The organism is Streptomyces shaanxiensis, assembly GCF_039537145.1.
GTDB classification, from domain to species: domain Bacteria; phylum Actinomycetota; class Actinomycetes; order Streptomycetales; family Streptomycetaceae; genus Streptomyces; species Streptomyces shaanxiensis.
Genome location: NZ_BAAAZY010000029.1, coordinates 1 through 17,297, shown reverse-complemented (window position 1 = coordinate 17,297; position 17,297 = coordinate 1). Strand labels below are relative to the sequence as shown.

Genomic DNA, 17,297 nt, shown 5'->3' with positions numbered 1-17,297 from the left:
GCGGCGGGGCGGGAAGGGGCGTCGGAAAGCGGGGGCTCAGCCGAAGACGGACGGCGTGGTCCGCGGGTCGGCCTGAGCGGGCTGTGTGCTGATGCCCCCGGGGAAGGGCCGTTCGCCGTAGGCGATGGGGGCGACGATGCCGCCGCCGGACTGCGCGGCGCGCAAGCCGGTGACGGCTTCCCCTTCCGCCCCGCCGTAGGCGCGGTTGGAGGTACGCACCCGATCGGCGAGCTCGTGCAGCGCTTCGGACAGGGTCTTCGCCTCGGCCTCCCAGGCCCCGGCGTAGTCGCTGAAGGCGGGGCCCATGTCGGAGCCGCCGAGCGCCTCGGGCGTGTAGCACTGGGTGGCGGTGATCGCCGTGCGTATCCCGGCCGTGTCCTCTCCGGCGGCGTCCAGCTTGTCGGCCTCCGAGTCCAGCTCTCCGGCCTGTACTTGGTACCCGGTCCCGACCTGCCCCGCGCTCATGGCGCCCTCCCCCGTGTGCATCCCGTCATGGCGTCAAGGCCACCTGCTGTGCGGTGAGTTGCCGCGGCCGGCCGGTGCGATGACGGACCGATAGTAGGTCACTTGCGGTACGGCGCAGTAGACGGGATCTGTACGACGGCCTGCCTACACGGGCTGCGACGGCATTGCGGGAGCGGGCACCTCGAAGATCTCGCGGTTGCCGGGGACGCCGATCCCGCGCCAGGTGAAGGGGACGCCGCGGGCGGTGTCCGGATCGGCGCCGTCCATCAGCTGGAAGTGGAGGTGCGGCTCGGTGGAGTTGCCCGAGTTGCCGCAGCGGGCGAGCTGCTGCCCTGCGGTCACCCGGTCGCCCTCGCGGACGGTGAGCGAGCCCTGTTGCAGGTGGGCGTAGAGCGCGTAGGTCCCGTCGCCGAGGTCGAGGACGACGTGGTTGCCGACGACCCGCTTGGCGCCGGCCAGGTCGCGCACGGACGCCTCCACGGTCATCAGGTACAGCAGCGCGGGGAGAGAGGTGCGGCTGAGGTGGTCGCGCTGATCGCCGACGACGCGTACGACGGTGGCGTCGGCCACGGCGAGCAGGGGCGCGCCGAATGCGGGGAAGTCGCTGTTGCGGCGGGCGAGCGGCCACAGCCAGCGGAAGCCGGGGCGGGCGCCGGGCTCGGGTTCGGCGACGACGTCGATGGCGTACGTCTGGCCGTAGGCGTGCGTTCCATGGCTCGGCGTGCGGTCGGCCGGGCTGTTCAGCGCGGACCAGCGGCCGGTGACGGGCGGGTCGACCTCGAGGGGTTCCCGTGCCACGCGAGGGCTGTCCGGGGCGCCGCCCCACCTGTGGGCCACGACGAGGATCACGTAGGCCAGGACGATCGGCAGGAAGTTCCACCACCACGGATGGCCCAGGTCCAGCGAGACATCGGCTATGACCAGGCCGAAGAAGGTCAGCTGCAGCAGGCGGTAGACGATCTTGACGAGTTTGCGTGCGGACATCGTTCCCCCAGTTCGGTCGTGATTACGGACGGGCCGCCGACAGCGCCACCAGCAGCGGTACGACCCGCCCCGCCGGCACCTCGTAGCGGCCCCGCCCCGTCGTGTGGAGCCAGCCCGCGCCGGTCAGTTGGCGCAGGTGGTGGTAGATCTGGCCGGTCGTGCCGACCTCGTCCAGCTCGGCGAGCTCGGCCGCGGTGCGCCGGCCGCCGAGGATCTCGCGGAGCAGCCGCATCCGGACGGGGTGGCCGAGCGCCGCGAAGGACTCGGCGGCCTCGGTCCAGTCGGCGTCCAGCAGGCCCTCGGTCAGCGAGCCGTGCTGCCACTCGTACTGCTCCCCCGTCGGCAGCCGTACGGCACCGGTGAACAGCACTCCTCCGTCGGCCGCCTTCAGCCCGGCCAGCTGGTCCTTGAAGCCCTCCAGCGCCCAGAAGTCGCCCTCGCCGAGGCGGGGAGCGGTGTGCTGCGCATTCTCCAGCGCTGCCAGCCGTCGCTCCAGGTCGGCGACGCGTTGTTCGAGTTCCACACCTGCGATATTACGGAACTACGTAATTACGTGCAACCCATGAAGGGCGGCGCCACGCGGTGACCGCACGACGAAGCCCCCGCCCGGCGGACCGGACGGGGGCTTGCGGGGCTACGGAACTCAGGCGAGCAGCGCCGGAATGGTCTCCTCGTGCGCCGTACGCAGCTCCTCCAGGGAGAGCGCGAACTCGCCCTGCAGCTCCACCGAGTCACCGTCCACGACACCGATGCGGGTGACCGGCAGACCCCGCGCACCGCACATGTCGTTGAAGCGGAGCTCCTCGGAGCGCGGCACGGCGACGACCGCGCGTCCCGCCGACTCTGAGAAGAGGAGGGTGAAGGCGTCCAGACCGTCCGGGACGATCAGGCGCGCGCCCTTGCCGCCGAGCAGCGCCGACTCCACGACCGCCTGGATCAGGCCGCCGTCGGACAGGTCGTGCGCGGAGTCGATCATGCCATCGCGGGAGGCGGAGATCAGGATCTCGGCGAGCAGGCGCTCGCGCTCCAGGTCGACCTTGGGCGGCAGCCCGCCGAGGTGGTCGTGCACGACCTGCGACCAGGCCGAACCGCCGAACTCCTCACGCGTGTCGCCGAGGAGGTACAGCAGCTGGCCCTCCTCCTGGAAGGCGACCGGGGTCCGCCGGGCCACGTCGTCGATGACGCCCAGAACCGCCACGACCGGGGTCGGGTGGATGGCCACCTCGCCGGTCTGGTTGTAGAGGGAGACATTGCCGCCGGTCACCGGGGTGCCCAACTGCTGGCAGGCATCGGCCAGTCCACGGATGGCCTCCGCGAACTGCCACATCACCGCCGGGTCCTCGGGCGAGCCGAAGTTCAGGCAGTCGGAGACGGCGAGCGGCTTGGCACCGGTGGTGGCGACGTTGCGGTACGCCTCCGAGAGCGCCAGTTGAGCGCCCGCGTACGGGTCCAGCTTGGCGTACCGGCCGTTGCCGTCCGTCGCGATGGCGACGCCCAGGCCGGTCTCCTCGTCGATGCGGATCATGCCGGAGTCCTCGGGCTGGGCGAGGACGGTGTTGCCCTGCACGAAGTGGTCGTACTGCGAGGTGATCCACTTCTTGGAGGCCTGGTTGGGCGAGGCGACCAGCTTCAGGACCTGGTCCTTCAGCTCCTCGCTCGTGCCCGGCCGCGGCAGCTTGTTCGCGTCGTCGGCCTGCAGCTCGTCCTGCCAGGACGGGCGGGCGTACGGGCGCTCGTAGACCGGGCCCTCGTGCGCCACGGTCCGCGGGTCGACGTCGACGATCTTGCCGCCGTGCCAGTAGATCTCCAGCCGGTCGCCGTCGGTCACCTCACCGATGACGGTGGCGATGACGTCCCACTTCTCGCAGATCTCCAGGAACCGGTCGACCTTCGCCGGCTCGACGACCGCGCACATGCGTTCCTGCGACTCGCTCATGAGGATTTCCTCGGGCGAGAGCGTGGAGTCACGCAGCGGTACGTCGTCCAGGGTCACGCGCATGCCGCCGGAGCCGTTGGAGGCGAGCTCGGAGGTGGCACACGAAAGACCGGCCGCACCCAGGTCCTGAATACCGACGACCAGCTTCTCGGCGAACGCCTCCAGGGTGCACTCGATGAGCAGCTTCTCCTGGAAGGGGTCGCCGACCTGGACGGCCGGACGCTTCGAGGGCTTGGCGTCGTCGAAGGTCTCGGACGCGAGGATCGAGGCACCACCGATGCCGTCACCACCGGTCCGGGCCCCGTACAGGATGACCTTGTTGCCCGCGCCGGACGCCTTCGCCAGGTGGATGTCCTCGTGCCGCATCACACCGATGGCACCGGCGTTGACCAGCGGGTTGCCCTGGTAGCAGGCGTCGAAGACGACCTCGCCGCCGATGTTGGGCAGGCCCAGACAGTTGCCGTAGCCGCCGATACCGGCGACGACGCCGGGCAGGACGCGCTTGGTGTCGGGGTGGTCGGGAGCGCCGAACCGCAGCGGGTCGACGACCGCGACCGGCCGCGCGCCCATCGCGATGATGTCGCGCACGATGCCACCGACGCCGGTCGCGGCACCCTGGTAGGGCTCGACGTACGACGGGTGGTTGTGCGACTCGACCTTGAAGGTCACGGCGTAACCCTGGCCGACGTCCACGACACCGGCGTTCTCACCGATACCGACGAGCAGCGCGTCGCTCTGCGGCGCCTTCTCGCCGAACTGGCGCAGGTGCACCTTCGACGACTTGTACGAGCAGTGCTCGGACCACATGACCGAGTACATGGCGAGCTCGGCACCGGTGGGCCGGCGGCCGAGGATCTCCACGACCCGCTCGTACTCGTCCTTCTTCAGACCGAGTTCGGCCCAGGGCAGCTCGACGTCGGGGGTCGCGGCCGCGTGCTCGACCGTGTCCAGAGGCGTCCGGCTCATGCGTTGACCAGCTTCTTGAGGATCGAGGTGAAGAACGGGAGACCGTCGGTGCGGCCGGACCCGATGAGGGGCTCGACGGCGTGCTCCGGGTGCGGCATCAGGCCCACGACGTTGCCGGCCTCGTTGGTGATGCCGGCGATGTCGTTGAGCGAGCCGTTCGGATTGAAGTCGAGGTAGCGGAAGGCGACCCGCCCCTCGGCCTCCAGCTTGTCCAGCGTGTACTGGTCGGCCACGTACCGGCCGTCCATGTTCTTCAGCGGGATGTGGATTTCCTGGCCCTCGCTGTAGTCGCTGGTCCAGGCCGTCTCCGCGTTCTCCACCCGCAGCTTCTGGTCGCGGCAGATGAAGTGCAGGTGGTCGTTGCCGAGCATCCCGCCCGGGAGGAGGTGGGCCTCGGTCAGGACCTGGAAGCCGTTGCAGATGCCGAGGACCGGGAGTCCGGCCTTCGCCTGCTCGATGACCGTCTCCATCACCGGCGAGAAGCGGGAGATGGCGCCGGCCCGCAGATAGTCGCCGTAGGAGAAACCGCCGGGCAGCACCACGGCGTCGACCTGCTTGAGGTCCTTGTCCTTGTGCCACAGGGCGACCGGCTCGGCGCCCGCGAGGCGGATCGCACGCTGGGTGTCCCGGTCGTCGAGACTCCCCGGGAAAGTGACGACGCCAATACGAGCGGTCACTTCGCGGCCTCCGCGACTTCCTCCACCTTGACGGTGAAGTCCTCGATCACGGTGTTGGCGAGGAAGGATTCCGCAAGATCATGGATGCGGGCGAGCGCGGCCTCGTCAACCGGGCCGTCAACTTCCAGTTCGAATCGCTTTCCCTGACGTACGTCCGAGATGCCTTCGAAACCCAGCCGCGGCAGTGCGCGCTGCACCGCCTGGCCCTGGGGGTCGAGGATCTCCGGCTTGAGCATGACGTCGACTACGACGCGTGCCACGTGCACTCCCGGTGGTGTGGTGCTGAGCAGGTTCCTGCAGGTGGTTTCAGACTACCTGCACAAAATTTCTACGCGCGTCGACTTGTAGGAATCTACGTGACGGCTGTCACGACCGGGAGCAAGAGCGACGGGCGGCGAAAAGTTCCGGAAAAGATCCCAGATCGACACCCGATACCTATTGCGCTCGGACACGCGGGAGGATTTAGTCGGGCTTCACATCGCATTGTCGGGCACTGTACAAATGAATTGTCAGCGTGCCGGTACGAAGGGACCGATATTCGTGGCGCAGAAGGTCGTGGTCACGCTCTTTGACGACATCGACGGCTCAGAAGCGGCGGAAACGATCGCCTTCGGACTCGACGGCAAGTCGTACGAGATCGACCTGAATGAAGCCAATGCCAAGAAACTGCGTAAGGCGCTCGCGCCCTACGTGGACGCCGGCCGTAAGCGGTCGAAGTCAGGCAAGGCGTACAAGCAGACCGAGGTCGCCCCGGACCCGGCGGCCGTCCGGGCCTGGGCCCAGGCCAACAAGATGGAGGTGCCGGCCCGCGGCCGGATCCCCAAGAAGGTCTACGAGGCGTTCAGCGCGGCGCAGTGACGCCGGGCTGAGGCATGTCCGGGCCCCCTCAGGGCCCGTCAGCGGGCCCTGAGGACAGCCGACTTGGGCGGGCGCGGCAACCGACTTGCGCTACCCCCCTGCCGATCAGCTAATGTCTGGGACACGCCGCCGGGCGGGCCGGAAAAGCCCAGCTCGCGGAGGCTTGCGGGTGTAGTTCAGTAGTAGAACATCCCCCTTCCAGGGGGAAGGCGCAGTGTGCAATTCCTGTCACCCGCTCTGCACCGCCGTACGAACCACTGTTGTGGATCAGGTAGGCTGGTGCTCGCACCGATCGGTGAGAGCCGGTCGGAGGCAATGCGGACGTAGCTCAGTTGGTAGAGCGCAACCTTGCCAAGGTTGAGGTCGCGAGTTCGAGCCTCGTCGTCCGCTCGGGAATGAGACCCCGGTCCTGATGGACCGGGGTCTTTTCGTGTGCTCCCGTCATGTGCTCCCACCGGGCCTCTGACATTTGTCATGCCGAGTGGTGACAGCGCGCACTGCTTCCGGCTTCGGATCGCCGGGACGCTGGTGTCATGAACACCAACGAACACGAACACGTGATTGAGGTCACCGACCTGCGACGTGTGTACGGGGGCGGGTTCGAGGCGGTGCGCGGAATCTCCTTCTCCGTGGACCGCGGCGAGGTCTTCGCGCTGCTCGGCACCAACGGCGCGGGCAAGACATCGACCGTGGAGCTGCTGGAAGGGCTCGCCCGGCCGGCCGGGGGAAACGTCCGGGTGCTCGGGCACGATCCGTACGCCGAGCGGGACGTCGTACGGCCCCGCACCGGGGTCATGCTGCAGGAGGGCGGGTTTCCGTCCGAGCTGACCGTCGCCGAGACCGCGCGGATGTGGGCGGGCTGCGTGAGCGGGGCCATGCCGCAGGCGGAGGCGCTGGAGCTGGTCGGGCTCGGGCGGCGGGCCGGGGTGCGGGTGAAGCAGCTGTCCGGCGGTGAGCGGCGGAGGCTGGACCTGGCGCTCGCGCTGATCGGCAGGCCCGAGGTGCTGTTCCTGGACGAGCCGACGACCGGCCTCGACGCAGAAGGGCGCCGGGACACCTGGGAGTTGGTGCGGGAGCTGCGGGACGCCGGTACGACCGTGCTGCTGACCACGCACTACCTGGAAGAGGCGGAGAACCTCGCCGACCGGCTCGCGATCCTGCACGAGGGGCGCATCGCGGCGGCCGGGACACCGGCCGAGGTGACGGCGGCCCAGCCTTCGCGGATCTCCTTCGAGCTGCCCGAGGGCTACTTCGTGGGAGACCTGCCGCCCCTCGCCGACATGGGCGTGTGCGAGCACGAGGTCGACGGGCGCGTCGTACGGCTGCGCACCCGCGAGCTGCAGCGGACCGCGACGCGGCTGCTGGTGTGGGCGGACACGGCCCGGGTGGAGCTGCGGCGGCTGGACGTGCGGTCGGCGTCGCTGGAGGAGGCGTTCCTGGGGATCGCACGGGAGGCGGCGGAAGCTGCCGGGACGAAGGAGTACGCGGCATGAGTACGGCAGCGGTGACCACCCCGGTGGGGCGCATGACGGCGTTGGCCCGGGCCGAGCTGACGTTGCTCGGACGCAGCAAGGGCACGCTGTTCGCGGCGCTGTTCGTGCCGCTGGTGCTGCCCTTCAGCGCGCAGATGGCGGCGAAGGAGATGGACCTGGCGGAGGCCGGTCTCACCCTCGGCACGGTCATACTGCCCGCCTCGATCGGCTTCTCACTGCTCTACGCGGTGTACGCGACGCTCGTCGCCGTCTACACCGCCCGGCGCGAGGAACTCGTCCTCAAACGGCTGCGCACCGGCGAGCTGAAGGACACCGAGATCCTGGCGGGGGCCGCGCTGCCGGCCGTGGCCACGGGCCTCGCGCAGAGCCTGGTGCTGGCGGGCGGCTGCGCCGTCCTGCTCGACGTGGGCGCGCCCCGCGCTCCCCATCTCGCCGTGCTGGGCCTGCTGTTGGGGGTCGTACTGTGCGCGTCGCTGGCCGCCGTGACCGCGTCCTTCACCCGTACCGTCGAGAGTGCGCAGGTCACGACACTGCCCGTGTTGTTCGTCTCCATGATCTTCTCCGGGATGTTCGTCCCCCTGGAGGTGCTGCCGGACCGGGTGGCGTCGGTGTGCGAACTGCTGCCGCTGACCCCGGTGATCACCCTGGTGCGCGGTGGCTGGACCGGCGAGCTGTCGGCGTACGAGGTGGTCGGTCCCGTGATGACCGGGCTGGCCTGGACGGTCCTGGCCGTGTTGGCTGTACGACGGTGGTTCCGGTGGGAGCCGCGGCACTGAAGCAGGGGGGACGGCGGATGCGCGGGCCAGGTACGTGGTGGCGGGGGAAGAGCACGCCGGCGAAGGTCGAGACGTACACGAGGTGGTCGTTCCACTTCTTCGCGGGGATGGAGGTCGTGACGGTCGCCCTGCCGGTCACCGGCGAGATGGGGGCCGAACTGGGCGGCTGGATGATGCTCCTGGTGTGCGCGCACGCGACGGTCTGCGCCCTGGTCGTGTCGCGGGCGGTGGACTGGGTGCGCGGCCGGCGTGAGCAGCCCGTACCACTGCTGTGGACGCTCGGCGCCGTCACCGCGGCGGTCGCCGCCACGGCTCTCGCCGTGGTCGAGTACGGTCCGAAGGGTGACGGCGTCGACTCCGCGGCCGGCAGCCTCTTCAGCGTCGTCGTGTTCTTCGGCGTGGGCAACATCGCGCTGGGGGTGCACAGCCGCAGGCGCGTGTACGCCGTCGTCGCGGGCTTCGCCGCGGGTTCGGGGCTCGTCGTGCTCCTGATCAGCGGGTCCGCTTTCGCCGCGCTGGTCATCACCCCGATCGTGCTGCTCGGCGGCGGTTTCCTCGCCTTCATCGCCCTCTTCTCCGTCTGGCTCCTCAAGGCCGTCTACGAACTCGACGAGGCCCGCGAGACCCGCGCCCGGCTCGCGGTCGCCGAGGAGCGGCTGCGGTTCGGGCGGGATCTGCACGACGTGATGGGGCGGAACCTGGCGGTCATCGCCCTGAAGAGCGAGCTCGCCGTGCAGCTGGCGCGGCGCGGGCGGCCCGAGGCCGTGGAGCAGATGATCGAGGTGCAGCGGATCGCGCAGGAGTCGCAGCGCGAGGTGCGGGACGTCGTACGGGGGTACCGGGAGGCCGACCTGGGGATCGAACTCACCGGTGCGCAAGGGGTGTTGACCGCGGCCGGGATCGAGTGCGAGGTGACCGGGGAGGCGGCCGGGCTGCCTGTCGAGGTGCAGTCGGCGCTGGCGTGGGTGGTGCGGGAGGCGACCACCAATGTGCTGCGGCACGGGGATGCCGAGCGGTGTCTGGTGGGAGTGCGGGTGTCGGAGGGGCGTGTGATGTTGACGGTGGAGAACGACGGGGCTGCCGGAGCCTCCGACGGGGGTGGAGGCTCCGGCCTGGCCGGGCTGCGGGAGCGGCTGGCCGCGGTGGACGGGACGCTGAAGGCCGGTCGGGTCGGGGAGGGGGTGTTCCGGCTGGTGGCGGAGGTGCCGTTGGCGGGGGCAGGCGCGGGTGTGCGGGAGGTCACCGTATGACCAGCCTGGAGAGCGGGCGTATGACCGACCGTGCGACCGGGCCCGTACGGCTGCTGCTCGCCGACGACGAGCATCTGATCCGGGGTGCGCTCGCCACGCTGCTCTCGCTGGAGGACGACCTCGTGATCGTCGCCGAGGCGGCGAGCGGGACGGAAGCCCTGGCGATGGCGCGGGCGCACGAGCCGGACGTCGCCGTGCTGGATCTCCAGATGCCGGGGGCGGACGGTGTGAAGGTCGCCACATCTCTGCGGGCCGAACTGCCCGGCTGCAAGGTGCTGATCGTGACCAGTCACGGGCGGCCCGGGCATCTGAAGCGGGCCCTTGCGGCGGGTGTGCGCGGGTTCGTCCCGAAGACCGTCAGCGCTCAGCGGCTCGCCGAGATCATCCGTACCGTGCACGCCGGAAACCGCTACGTCGACCCCGAGTTGGCCGCCGACGCCATCGCCGCCGGGGACTCCCCGCTGACCGCCCGGGAGGCCGAGGTGCTGGAACTCGCCGCCGACGGGGCGCCCGTCGCGGAGATCGCGGAGCGGGCGGCGCTGTCGCAGGGGACCGTGCGGAACTATCTGTCGTCCGCCGTCTCGAAACTCGGGGCGGAGAACCGGCACGCGGCGGTGCGGCTCGCACGGGAGCGAGGTTGGGTATAGTGGTTCTCGCGCCACGGCGCATGCGAACGTAGCTCAGTTGGTAGAGCGCAACCTTGCCAAGGTTGAGGTCGCGAGTTCGAACCTCGTCGTTCGCTCTTGATGAAGGCCCCGGTCCACTGGACCGGGGCCTTTCTCGTGGGATCAGCTCCAGCTCGTGCCCGTCAGGCGCTCGTACGCCTCCAGGTACTTCGCCCGGGTCGCCTCCACCACCTCCTGCGGCAGCGGCGGCGGGGGCTGCTCGCTCTTCCTGTCCCAGCCGGACGCGGGCGAGGTCAGCCAGTCACGGACGAACTGCTTGTCGTACGACGGCTGCGCGCGGCCCGGCTGCCAGGTGTCGGCCGGCCAGAAGCGGGAGGAGTCCGGGGTGAGGACCTCGTCGGCGAGAACCAGCGTCTCCCCGTCGAAGCCGAACTCGAACTTGGTGTCCGCGAGGATGATGCCGCGGTCGCGGGCGATGTCCCGGCCGCGGGAGTACACGGCGAGGGTGGCCTGGCGCAGCTGGGCGGCGGTGTCGGCGCCGACCTGGCGGGCGACCTCCTCGTAGGAGACGTTCTCGTCGTGCTCGCCGACCGCCGCCTTGGTGGCCGGGGTGAAGATCGGGGCGGGGAGTTCGCTGCCGTCGGCCAGGCCCTCGGGGAGCGCGAGGCCGCAGACGGTGCGGGACTCGTTGTACTCGAGCAGGCCGGAGCCGGTGAGGTAGCCGCGGGCCACGGCCTCCACCGGGACCATCTGCAGCGACTTGCAGACGAGGGTGCGGCCCGCCCAGTCGGCGGGGGCGCCGGCGGGTACGTCGGTGCTCAGCACGTGGTTGGGGACCAGGTCGGCGAGCTGGTCGAACCACCACAGGGAGAGCTGGGTGAGGATGCGGCCCTTGTCGGGGATCTCGGTCGGCAGCACCCAGTCGTAGGCGGACATGCGGTCGCTGGCGACCATCACGAGGTCGCCCGCCTCGTTCTGGTACAGCTCGCGCACCTTGCCGGTGTGCAGGTGTACCAAGCCCGGAACCTGGATCGGCTCGGGCTTTTCTACGAATCCGGACACGGTTCCTCCCCGTGGTTCTGTCCAAGTGGCTCGATTCTCCCGTATGGCCGGGGATCGCCCTTGGGTGGGGGTCTGCTGGAGGGCCCTTCGGAGCAAGTTGGAATGGAGGCTCTGGTGGAGCTCAGTCACGTTTGCAGATGCGGTCCAGGAGGTTCGCGGTGGCGCGCTGGACGCGGGTGTCCACGTGGCCCGGGCGGTCCAGCGCCGGGGACCAGGCGAACGTGCCGGACGCGAAGACCAGGGCGCCGGAGGGGGCGCGGTAGAGGGAGGTCTCCTGGTGGCGGAGGGCGCCCTCGCGGTCGGTGTACGGGGAGTGGGCGAGCAGGATGCGCTCCTCGTGCTCGGGGAGCGGGGTGCGCGGGAAGTAGCGGTCGGCCTCGCCCGCGACCAGGCCCGCGATCTCGTCGCCCTCCTGGGCGCCGGTCGCCTCCCACAGCCAGTGGTCGGCGTTGCGGACGATCAGGGGGTGGGGCTCGGGGACGTGGCCCGCGTACTGGATGCCGATCACCTCCTGCTCGGGGCGGTCGATCTCCCGCCAGAGCACCGAGCGGCCGGGGCCCTGGCGCTTGCGGCAGGTCATCAGACGGTCGGGGACGCCGGACGGGGAGGGGCCCAACTCCACTTGCCAGTACATGGTGTTGGCGGAGAGGAAGACCAGGGACGTGCCGTTCTCGCGGGCGAGCTCGACGGTGCGCCGCATGCTCGTCGACCAGTACTCGTCGTGGCCGGGGAAGACCAGGCCGCGGTAGCGGGTGGGGTCGACGTGGCCGCCGTGCAGGTCGCGGGCGTCGGCGTAGGCGAGGTCGTAGCCGTAGCGCTCGGCCCAGCGGATGAAGTCGTAGGCGTGGCCGACGTGCAGGGGCAGGCCCGCGCCCGCGTACGGGCGGTCGAAGGAGACGGTGGTGGCGGCCTCGGCCTCGCCGAGCAGGCGGCCGTCCTCGTCCCAGGCGTGGTAGAGGCTGGCGCCGGTGCGGCCGTCCTCGGGGTAGAGGTTGTAGGCCTGCCAGGTGACGTCGGGCAGGAGCAGGAGCAGGTCCGCGGGGTGCTTGTCGCGGACGGTGAAGGGGATGTGGGAGCGGTAGCCGTCGGCGGTGGTCAGGACGGCCACGTACGCGCCGATGCTCCAGTAGCTCGGGATCTGCAGACGCCAGGACAGCCACCAGTGGTGGCAGGAGACCGTGCGGTCGGCGGTGAGCGGCGGGGGCTGGACGATGCCGGAGAGGCGGGGGCTGGTGGTGATCTTGGCGGCGCCGTCACCGCCGTAGTGGCCGATGCGGTAGACGTCGACGGCGAACTCCTGGGGCGGGTCCACGGTGATGTGGAAGTCCACGGCCTCGCCGGGGGCGACCGCGCCGGTGGAGGTGAAGCCCTTGATCTGGCGGCGGACGTCGTCGGCGGAGCGCGGGCCGGCGCTGCGGGGCGCGGGGACCCTGGGGGTGTCCGACGTCGGGGGGTGGGCCTGGCCGTCGACGTACCAGGGGACGACCTGGCCGGTGTCGTCGAAGTACGTCACGTTGCCGCGGAGCCAGGGGACGGGGCCCTGACCGAAGGGGTCCGTCACGGCGTGCGCGAGTGCGCCCGACTCCCAGCGGCGGATCTGCTCGGATCCCATGGCCGTACCCCTCCCTCGTGCCCCCGTGGTGGTGCGTCTGGTCGTGCGTCTGGTGGTGCGTCGAGCGCCGTGCGCCGGTACGGGCGCTGACTGCGCTTGCGGTTTCTGTCGCGTGGCGTGGGCTTTTGTGTGCCTGTCGTATGTCGTAAGCCCTTGCCATATGCGCTATCGATCCCAGCACATCACATTCCGCACGCATCCTGTCACTATTCGTTGCGAATTGGCCGAAAGTGGAACCGGGGCTTCCGACCTGGTACGGACGTCAGACCAGGCGTACCGGCTTCTCCGGGCGTATCCCCGACTCCACCAGCCAGGCGCGCAGGGGTACCGGATCGCCGTCCTCGATGAGGCTGAGGACTCTCGGGGTCAGGTCGGCCGCCCGCTCGCCGTCGATGAGGAGGGTGGGGCCGTCGAGCCAGTCCAGGCCGGGGATCGCACCCGCGGTGTCCATCGCGGCGCAGCACACCATCGCCGTCACGTGGTCGGTGAGCAACTCGCGGGCGGTGCGGGGTGGTTGGAGCGGGAAGACGGGGAGCGCGCCGGTGTCCAGGAGGGTGGTGCCGGGATCGGGGGACGCCTTCTGCTCGGCCGGGGTCGCGGCCTCCTCGCGGGCAAGTTCGGCGGTCAGCCCGGCGGCGAGGGCGGAGCTTCGTTCGGTTTCCTGGTCCTCGTCCTCGAGGGAGGCCTCCTCGGCCATGGCCGCGTAGGGGGCCCTGGGGGGCTTGGGCGGCTTCGGTGCCTCGACGGGTTCCGAGGGCCGGCCGGGGCTGCCGTGGGCGGCGGTGGGGTCGGCGGCTGGGAGACCGGTCGCGGGGAGACCAGCGGCGGGGAGACCGGTGGCTGTGGACGCCCGTGGGGTCGCGAGGTGTTCCAGGACGCGGGCCAAGGTCGGACCGTCCGCCTCCGGAGGTGTGCCTTCGGTGGTGCGGCGGACACCGAGGGCGTCGAGGACGCGGTGGAGGCGGGCGGCGTCGGTGCGCCACTTGCGGTCGACGACCTCCTCCGGATACGCCTGCCAGTCCACCGGCGACCAGTCCGGGCCGGGCTCGGCGGGGCCGCCGTGGAAGAGGCGGGCGGCGAGGAGCGAGGCCGCCTCGTCGACCGCGCCGGGCTCTTCGAGCAGGTCACAGGCGGGGCGCTCACCCAGCCGGGAGGCGAAGCCCTCGGCCAGACGGTCCCGGCGGGACAGCTCGGTGAGCGCCGCGACGACGCCCGCGTCCAGCCGCGACGGCCAGCGGCCCATCCGCCAGGCGGGCAGCGCGACCCGGGTGAGCAGCCGGTCCCAGCCCGCGTACGCCAGCCCGACCTGCTCCTGGGCGACGATCCGCAGTCCGTAATCCACAGCCTGTGCACGCTCGGCGGCGGCCGCGGCCACGCCCCGCTCCATCTCGGTGGCGTGGTCCCGGCAACTGCGCAGCAGCACCCGCGCGACCCAGCCGATGCCCGCGCACACCGCCCGGGATCCCGGGCAACGGCCGCTCGTCGAGGCGACGGCCACGGCGGCGTCCAGGCCCCGGACGAAGCGCCGGGCCTGGGCTATGTCCGGGTGCGCCGAGGGTCCCGTACCGGCGACGACCGGGGCGAGGACGGCGCGCAGCTCGCCGACGCGCATCCACCACAGGAACGGGGAGCCGATGACGAGGACGGGGGCGACGGGCGCACGGCGGGGCCCGCCGCGCATGGCGCCGCCGCGCAGACCGCCCAGCCCGTCGTCGTCCTCGCTCGGCGGCGGGCCGTGGGACGGGTGGGTGCGGTCCTCCAGCCAGCTGTCGCAGTCCGGGGTGAGCGCTATCGCGGACGGGGCGGGGACGTCGAGGCGGTCGGCGAGGTCGCGCACCATCCGGTACAGGTCCGGGGCCTGTTCCTCGGCTATCGGGACCGTCGGGGTGACGGCGGGGCGGGCGCGGGCGACGACCAGGGCGATGACGGCGGCGGCGATCAGGACGAGGACGGCGACGGGAGTCACGACCCAGCGGGCGGCGTGCCAGCCCGGGCCTACGAGGTGGCCGGTCGAGGCGCCGACGAGCAGCACCACGGCGAACGCCGCGGGCAGCAGGGCCACGGCGAGCGCGCGACTGCGGATGCGCAGCACGGCGAGCGCCCGGCCACGCGCGGCCTGCGCACCCACCTCGACACCCATACCGGTCACGGCCGGACCTCACCCCCTCCGCGCTGCCCTGGCTGTCCGAACTGTCCTGGCTTTGGTCACTCCCCCACTGTGGCACCCACCACTGACATCGCAATGCCGGTGGGCCAAGTGCCGGAACGCTTGCGCCGCACCCTAGTTGGGGCGTCGACCCACGTCAGCCGGATGGGGCATCGGTCACTCGATGGAATGGCTTTGGGGAGAGGTGGATGACGGACAGCGAGGATCAGGCCCTTGATCCCGGGAGGAACCCGGCGGGCGGGCCGACGGGAATCCAGGCAGGGAACAGGCCCCGAATCCTGAGACGGATTCGGGGCCTGTTGGGTTTATCGGAGCCCGATGGGTTTGGTCGCGCGGGCGGTTGCGCGCCCTGCGCTACGCGCCTTCCGCCGCCTTCGCCGCGATGTCCGTGCGGTGCTGGGAGCCGTCGAGCTTGATGCGGGTGACGGCCTGGTACGCGCGGTCGCGGGCCTCGGTGAGGTCCTTGCCCGTCGCCGTGACGGACAGGACGCGGCCACCGGCGCTCACGACCGCGTCGCCGTCGCGCTTGGTGCCCGCGTGCAGGACGTAGGCGTGCGGGGCGTCCTCGGCGGCCACCTCGTCGAGGCCGCTGATCGGGTCGCCGGTGCGCGGGGTCCCGGGGTAGTTGTGCGAGGCGACGACCACGGTGACCGCGGCGTCCTCGCTCCAGCGCAGGGGCTCCAGGTCGTCGAGGTCACCCTTGGCGGCGGCCAGCAGGACGCCGGCCAGCGGGGTCTTCAGGCGGGCCAGGACGACCTGGGTCTCGGGGTCACCGAAACGGGCGTTGAACTCGATGACGCGGACGCCGCGCGACGTGATCGCCAGACCGGCGTAGAGAAGACCGGAGAACGGGGTGCCGCGACGGTGCATCTCGTCGACGGTCGGCTGGAGAACGGTCTCCATGACTTCCGCGACCAGCTTCGGGTCCGCCCACGGGAGCGGGGAGTACGCGCCCATGCCGCCGGTGTTGGGGCCCTCGTCGCCGTCGAGCGCGCGCTTGAAGTCCTGGGCGGGCTGGAGCGGGACGACCGTCTCGCCGTCGGTGATGGCGAAGAGGGAGACCTCGGGGCCGTCGAGGAACTCCTCGATGACGACGCGCTCGCAGGAGTTGGCGTGTGCCCGGGCCGCCTCGATGTCGGCGGTCACGACGACGCCCTTGCCGGCGGCGAGGCCGTCGTCCTTGACGACGTACGGGGCGCCGAAGGCGTCGAGCGCCTCGTCGACCTCGGCGGGGGTCGTACAGACGTAGGAGCGGGCCGTCGGAACGCCGGCCGCGGCCATCACGTCCTTGGCGAAGGCCTTGGAGCCCTCGATCTGCGCGGCCTCACCGGAGGGCCCGAAGACCGGGATGCCCGCCTCGCGCACGGCGTCGGCGACCCCGGCGACGAGCGGTGCCTCCGGCCCCACGACCACGAGGTCGGCGCCCAGCTCCGTGGCCAGCGCGGTTACGGCCTTGCCGTCCAGGGCGTCGACCTGGTGCAGCTCGGCGACCTCGGCGATGCCGGCGTTGCCGGGGGCGCAGTGCAGCGCGGTGACGTCGGGGTCGAGGGACAGGGAGCGGCACAGGGCGTGTTCGCGGGCGCCGTTACCGATGACGAGGACCTTCACGGGGGTCAGCCTAACGGGGTTTTTGTGCGGGGCGATGAGTGGCCGGGGGTTGGTGACCTGTACGTTCCTCCAAGCCCGGCGCTCGGCGTCACCCCAGGGAGAGCCCCCTACTCGTTCGTGAACTCCTCCACCACCGTCGCCCCCAGCTCCCGCACGATCAGGTCGTGGCCGGACAGTGCCGACTCGTTGAGGTCGGGGTCGTCGTCCTCGGGGACGTCGTCCTCGGGGGCGACATGGGCCGGGGGCTCCGGGGCTGCGGAGGGCCGGGGTGCCTGGGCGGGGGCGGCGGTCGGTGCCGGAGCCGACGAGGCCGTCGGGGGTGGGGTGGGCGCGGTGGGGTTCGGCTGGGGAGGGGCCGGGGGCTGCGCGGTCGTACCGCCACCGCCGTAGCCCCCACCGCCGTAGCCACTGTTGCCGCCACCGCCGTGACCGCCGGTGCCTCCGCCGTAGCCACCGCCTCCGCCGAAGCCGGAGGTGCCGCCGGCCGCCGGGGCGGCCGAGCCTCCGCCCGACGGGTCGATGATCGCCTCGATCTTCCACTGGACGTTGAACTGCTCGGCCAGCGCCTGCCGCAGTACGTCCTCGCTGCCGCTGCTCGCGAAGTTGTCGCGGGCTCCGGCATTGACGAAGCCGAGTTGGAGGGTGGTGCCGTCGAAGCCGGCCACCTGGGCGTTCTGGCTGAGCAGGATCCAGGTGAAGCGGCGGCGGTTCTTGACCGCCTCCAGGATGTTCGGCCAGAGCATGCGGGGGTCGGGTCCGCCGCTCGGGGGCGCGTAGGCGGGTGCCGCGCCGGCGGTGGGAGCGGGTGTGGGTGGTG

Annotated in this window: 15 protein-coding genes, 3 tRNA genes and 1 pseudogene; 8 read left to right on the top strand and 11 right to left on the bottom strand. The window is 71.3% G+C overall.

Going from position 1 to position 17,297, the window contains the following annotated elements; genetic code table 11:
- Window positions 1–36: 36 nt before the first annotated feature.
- The 6 genes from ABD932_RS40215 to purS form a co-directional block, all read right to left on the bottom strand.
- The gene (locus tag ABD932_RS40215) at window positions 37–465 is read right to left on the bottom strand and encodes a WXG100 family type VII secretion target (RefSeq protein ID WP_345020987.1); all 429 of its coding nucleotides are present in this window, start codon (window positions 463–465) and stop codon (window positions 37–39) included.
- Window positions 466–609: 144 nt separating this feature from the next.
- Window positions 610–1,449 carry a M23 family metallopeptidase gene (locus ABD932_RS40210; protein ID WP_345020985.1) on the bottom strand — a complete coding sequence of 280 codons (840 nt, stop codon included), beginning with the start codon at window positions 1,447–1,449 and terminating at the stop codon, window positions 610–612.
- Window positions 1,450–1,471: 22 nt separating this feature from the next.
- A complete protein-coding gene (locus ABD932_RS40205) occupies window positions 1,472–1,972 on the bottom strand; it encodes an ArsR/SmtB family transcription factor (protein ID WP_250087759.1) in 501 nt (166 codons plus the stop codon).
- Window positions 1,973–2,092: 120 nt separating this feature from the next.
- On the bottom strand, window positions 2,093–4,351 hold the full coding sequence (gene purL / locus ABD932_RS40200; protein WP_345020983.1) for a phosphoribosylformylglycinamidine synthase subunit PurL: 2,259 nt from the start codon (window positions 4,349–4,351) through the stop codon (window positions 2,093–2,095).
- Complete coding sequence (purQ, locus tag ABD932_RS40195; protein ID WP_345020981.1) at window positions 4,348–5,028, bottom strand: phosphoribosylformylglycinamidine synthase subunit PurQ; 681 nt, start codon at window positions 5,026–5,028, stop codon at window positions 4,348–4,350. The genes purL and purQ overlap by 4 nt, the downstream gene beginning before the upstream one ends.
- Entirely contained in the window at window positions 5,025–5,288 is a 264-nt protein-coding gene (gene purS / locus ABD932_RS40190; RefSeq protein WP_015659417.1) for a phosphoribosylformylglycinamidine synthase subunit PurS, read from the bottom strand. Before purS ends, purQ begins: the two co-directional genes overlap by 4 nt.
- Window positions 5,289–5,568: 280 nt before the next feature.
- Here purS and ABD932_RS40185 point away from each other — a divergent pair, with 280 nt between their 5' ends.
- The 8 genes from ABD932_RS40185 (at window position 5,569) to ABD932_RS40150 (ending at window position 10,147) form a co-directional block, all read left to right on the top strand.
- A complete protein-coding gene (locus ABD932_RS40185) occupies window positions 5,569–5,886 on the top strand; it encodes a histone-like nucleoid-structuring protein Lsr2 (RefSeq protein WP_126393296.1) in 318 nt (105 codons plus the stop codon).
- A gap of 165 nt (window positions 5,887–6,051) precedes the next feature.
- Window positions 6,052–6,123 (top strand) — tRNA-Gly (locus tag ABD932_RS40180).
- Between the two features lie 80 nt (window positions 6,124–6,203).
- Window positions 6,204–6,276, top strand: a tRNA-Gly gene (locus ABD932_RS40175).
- Between the two features lie 143 nt (window positions 6,277–6,419).
- Window positions 6,420–7,379 carry an ABC transporter ATP-binding protein gene (locus ABD932_RS40170; protein ID WP_345020979.1) on the top strand — a complete coding sequence of 320 codons (960 nt, stop codon included), beginning with the start codon at window positions 6,420–6,422 and terminating at the stop codon, window positions 7,377–7,379.
- The gene (locus ABD932_RS40165) at window positions 7,376–8,155 is read left to right on the top strand and encodes an ABC transporter permease (protein ID WP_345020977.1); all 780 of its coding nucleotides are present in this window, start codon (window positions 7,376–7,378) and stop codon (window positions 8,153–8,155) included. The genes ABD932_RS40170 and ABD932_RS40165 overlap by 4 nt, the downstream gene beginning before the upstream one ends.
- 17 nt (window positions 8,156–8,172) lie before the next feature.
- Window positions 8,173–9,405, top strand: a complete 1,233-nt coding sequence (locus ABD932_RS40160) for a sensor histidine kinase (protein ID WP_345020975.1) — start codon at window positions 8,173–8,175, stop codon at window positions 9,403–9,405.
- Complete coding sequence (locus ABD932_RS40155) at window positions 9,402–10,052, top strand: response regulator (RefSeq protein ID WP_345020973.1); 651 nt, start codon at window positions 9,402–9,404, stop codon at window positions 10,050–10,052. Before ABD932_RS40160 ends, ABD932_RS40155 begins: the two co-directional genes overlap by 4 nt.
- Before the next feature lie 22 nt (window positions 10,053–10,074).
- Window positions 10,075–10,147: transfer RNA gene (locus tag ABD932_RS40150), tRNA-Gly, on the top strand.
- Between the two features lie 46 nt (window positions 10,148–10,193).
- Here the strand turns inward: ABD932_RS40150 and ABD932_RS40145 are convergent.
- The 5 genes and pseudogenes from ABD932_RS40145 to ABD932_RS40125 all read right to left on the bottom strand — a co-directional run.
- On the bottom strand, window positions 10,194–11,093 hold the full coding sequence (locus ABD932_RS40145; protein WP_345020972.1) for a phosphoribosylaminoimidazolesuccinocarboxamide synthase: 900 nt from the start codon (window positions 11,091–11,093) through the stop codon (window positions 10,194–10,196).
- A 121-nt stretch (window positions 11,094–11,214) separates the two neighbouring features.
- Entirely contained in the window at window positions 11,215–12,705 is a 1,491-nt protein-coding gene (locus ABD932_RS40140) for a N,N-dimethylformamidase beta subunit family domain-containing protein (RefSeq protein ID WP_345020970.1), read from the bottom strand.
- 262 nt (window positions 12,706–12,967) lie between these two features.
- A complete protein-coding gene (locus ABD932_RS40135; protein ID WP_345021074.1) occupies window positions 12,968–14,845 on the bottom strand; it encodes a hypothetical protein in 1,878 nt (625 codons plus the stop codon).
- 381 nt (window positions 14,846–15,226) lie between these two features.
- Window positions 15,227–16,480 carry a phosphoribosylamine--glycine ligase gene (gene purD, locus ABD932_RS40130; RefSeq protein ID WP_345020968.1) on the bottom strand — a complete coding sequence of 418 codons (1,254 nt, stop codon included), beginning with the start codon at window positions 16,478–16,480 and terminating at the stop codon, window positions 15,227–15,229.
- Window positions 16,481–16,587: 107 nt separating this feature from the next.
- Window positions 16,588–17,297 (bottom strand): annotated as a pseudogene (locus ABD932_RS40125) (DNA polymerase III subunit gamma and tau); the annotation flags it as partial.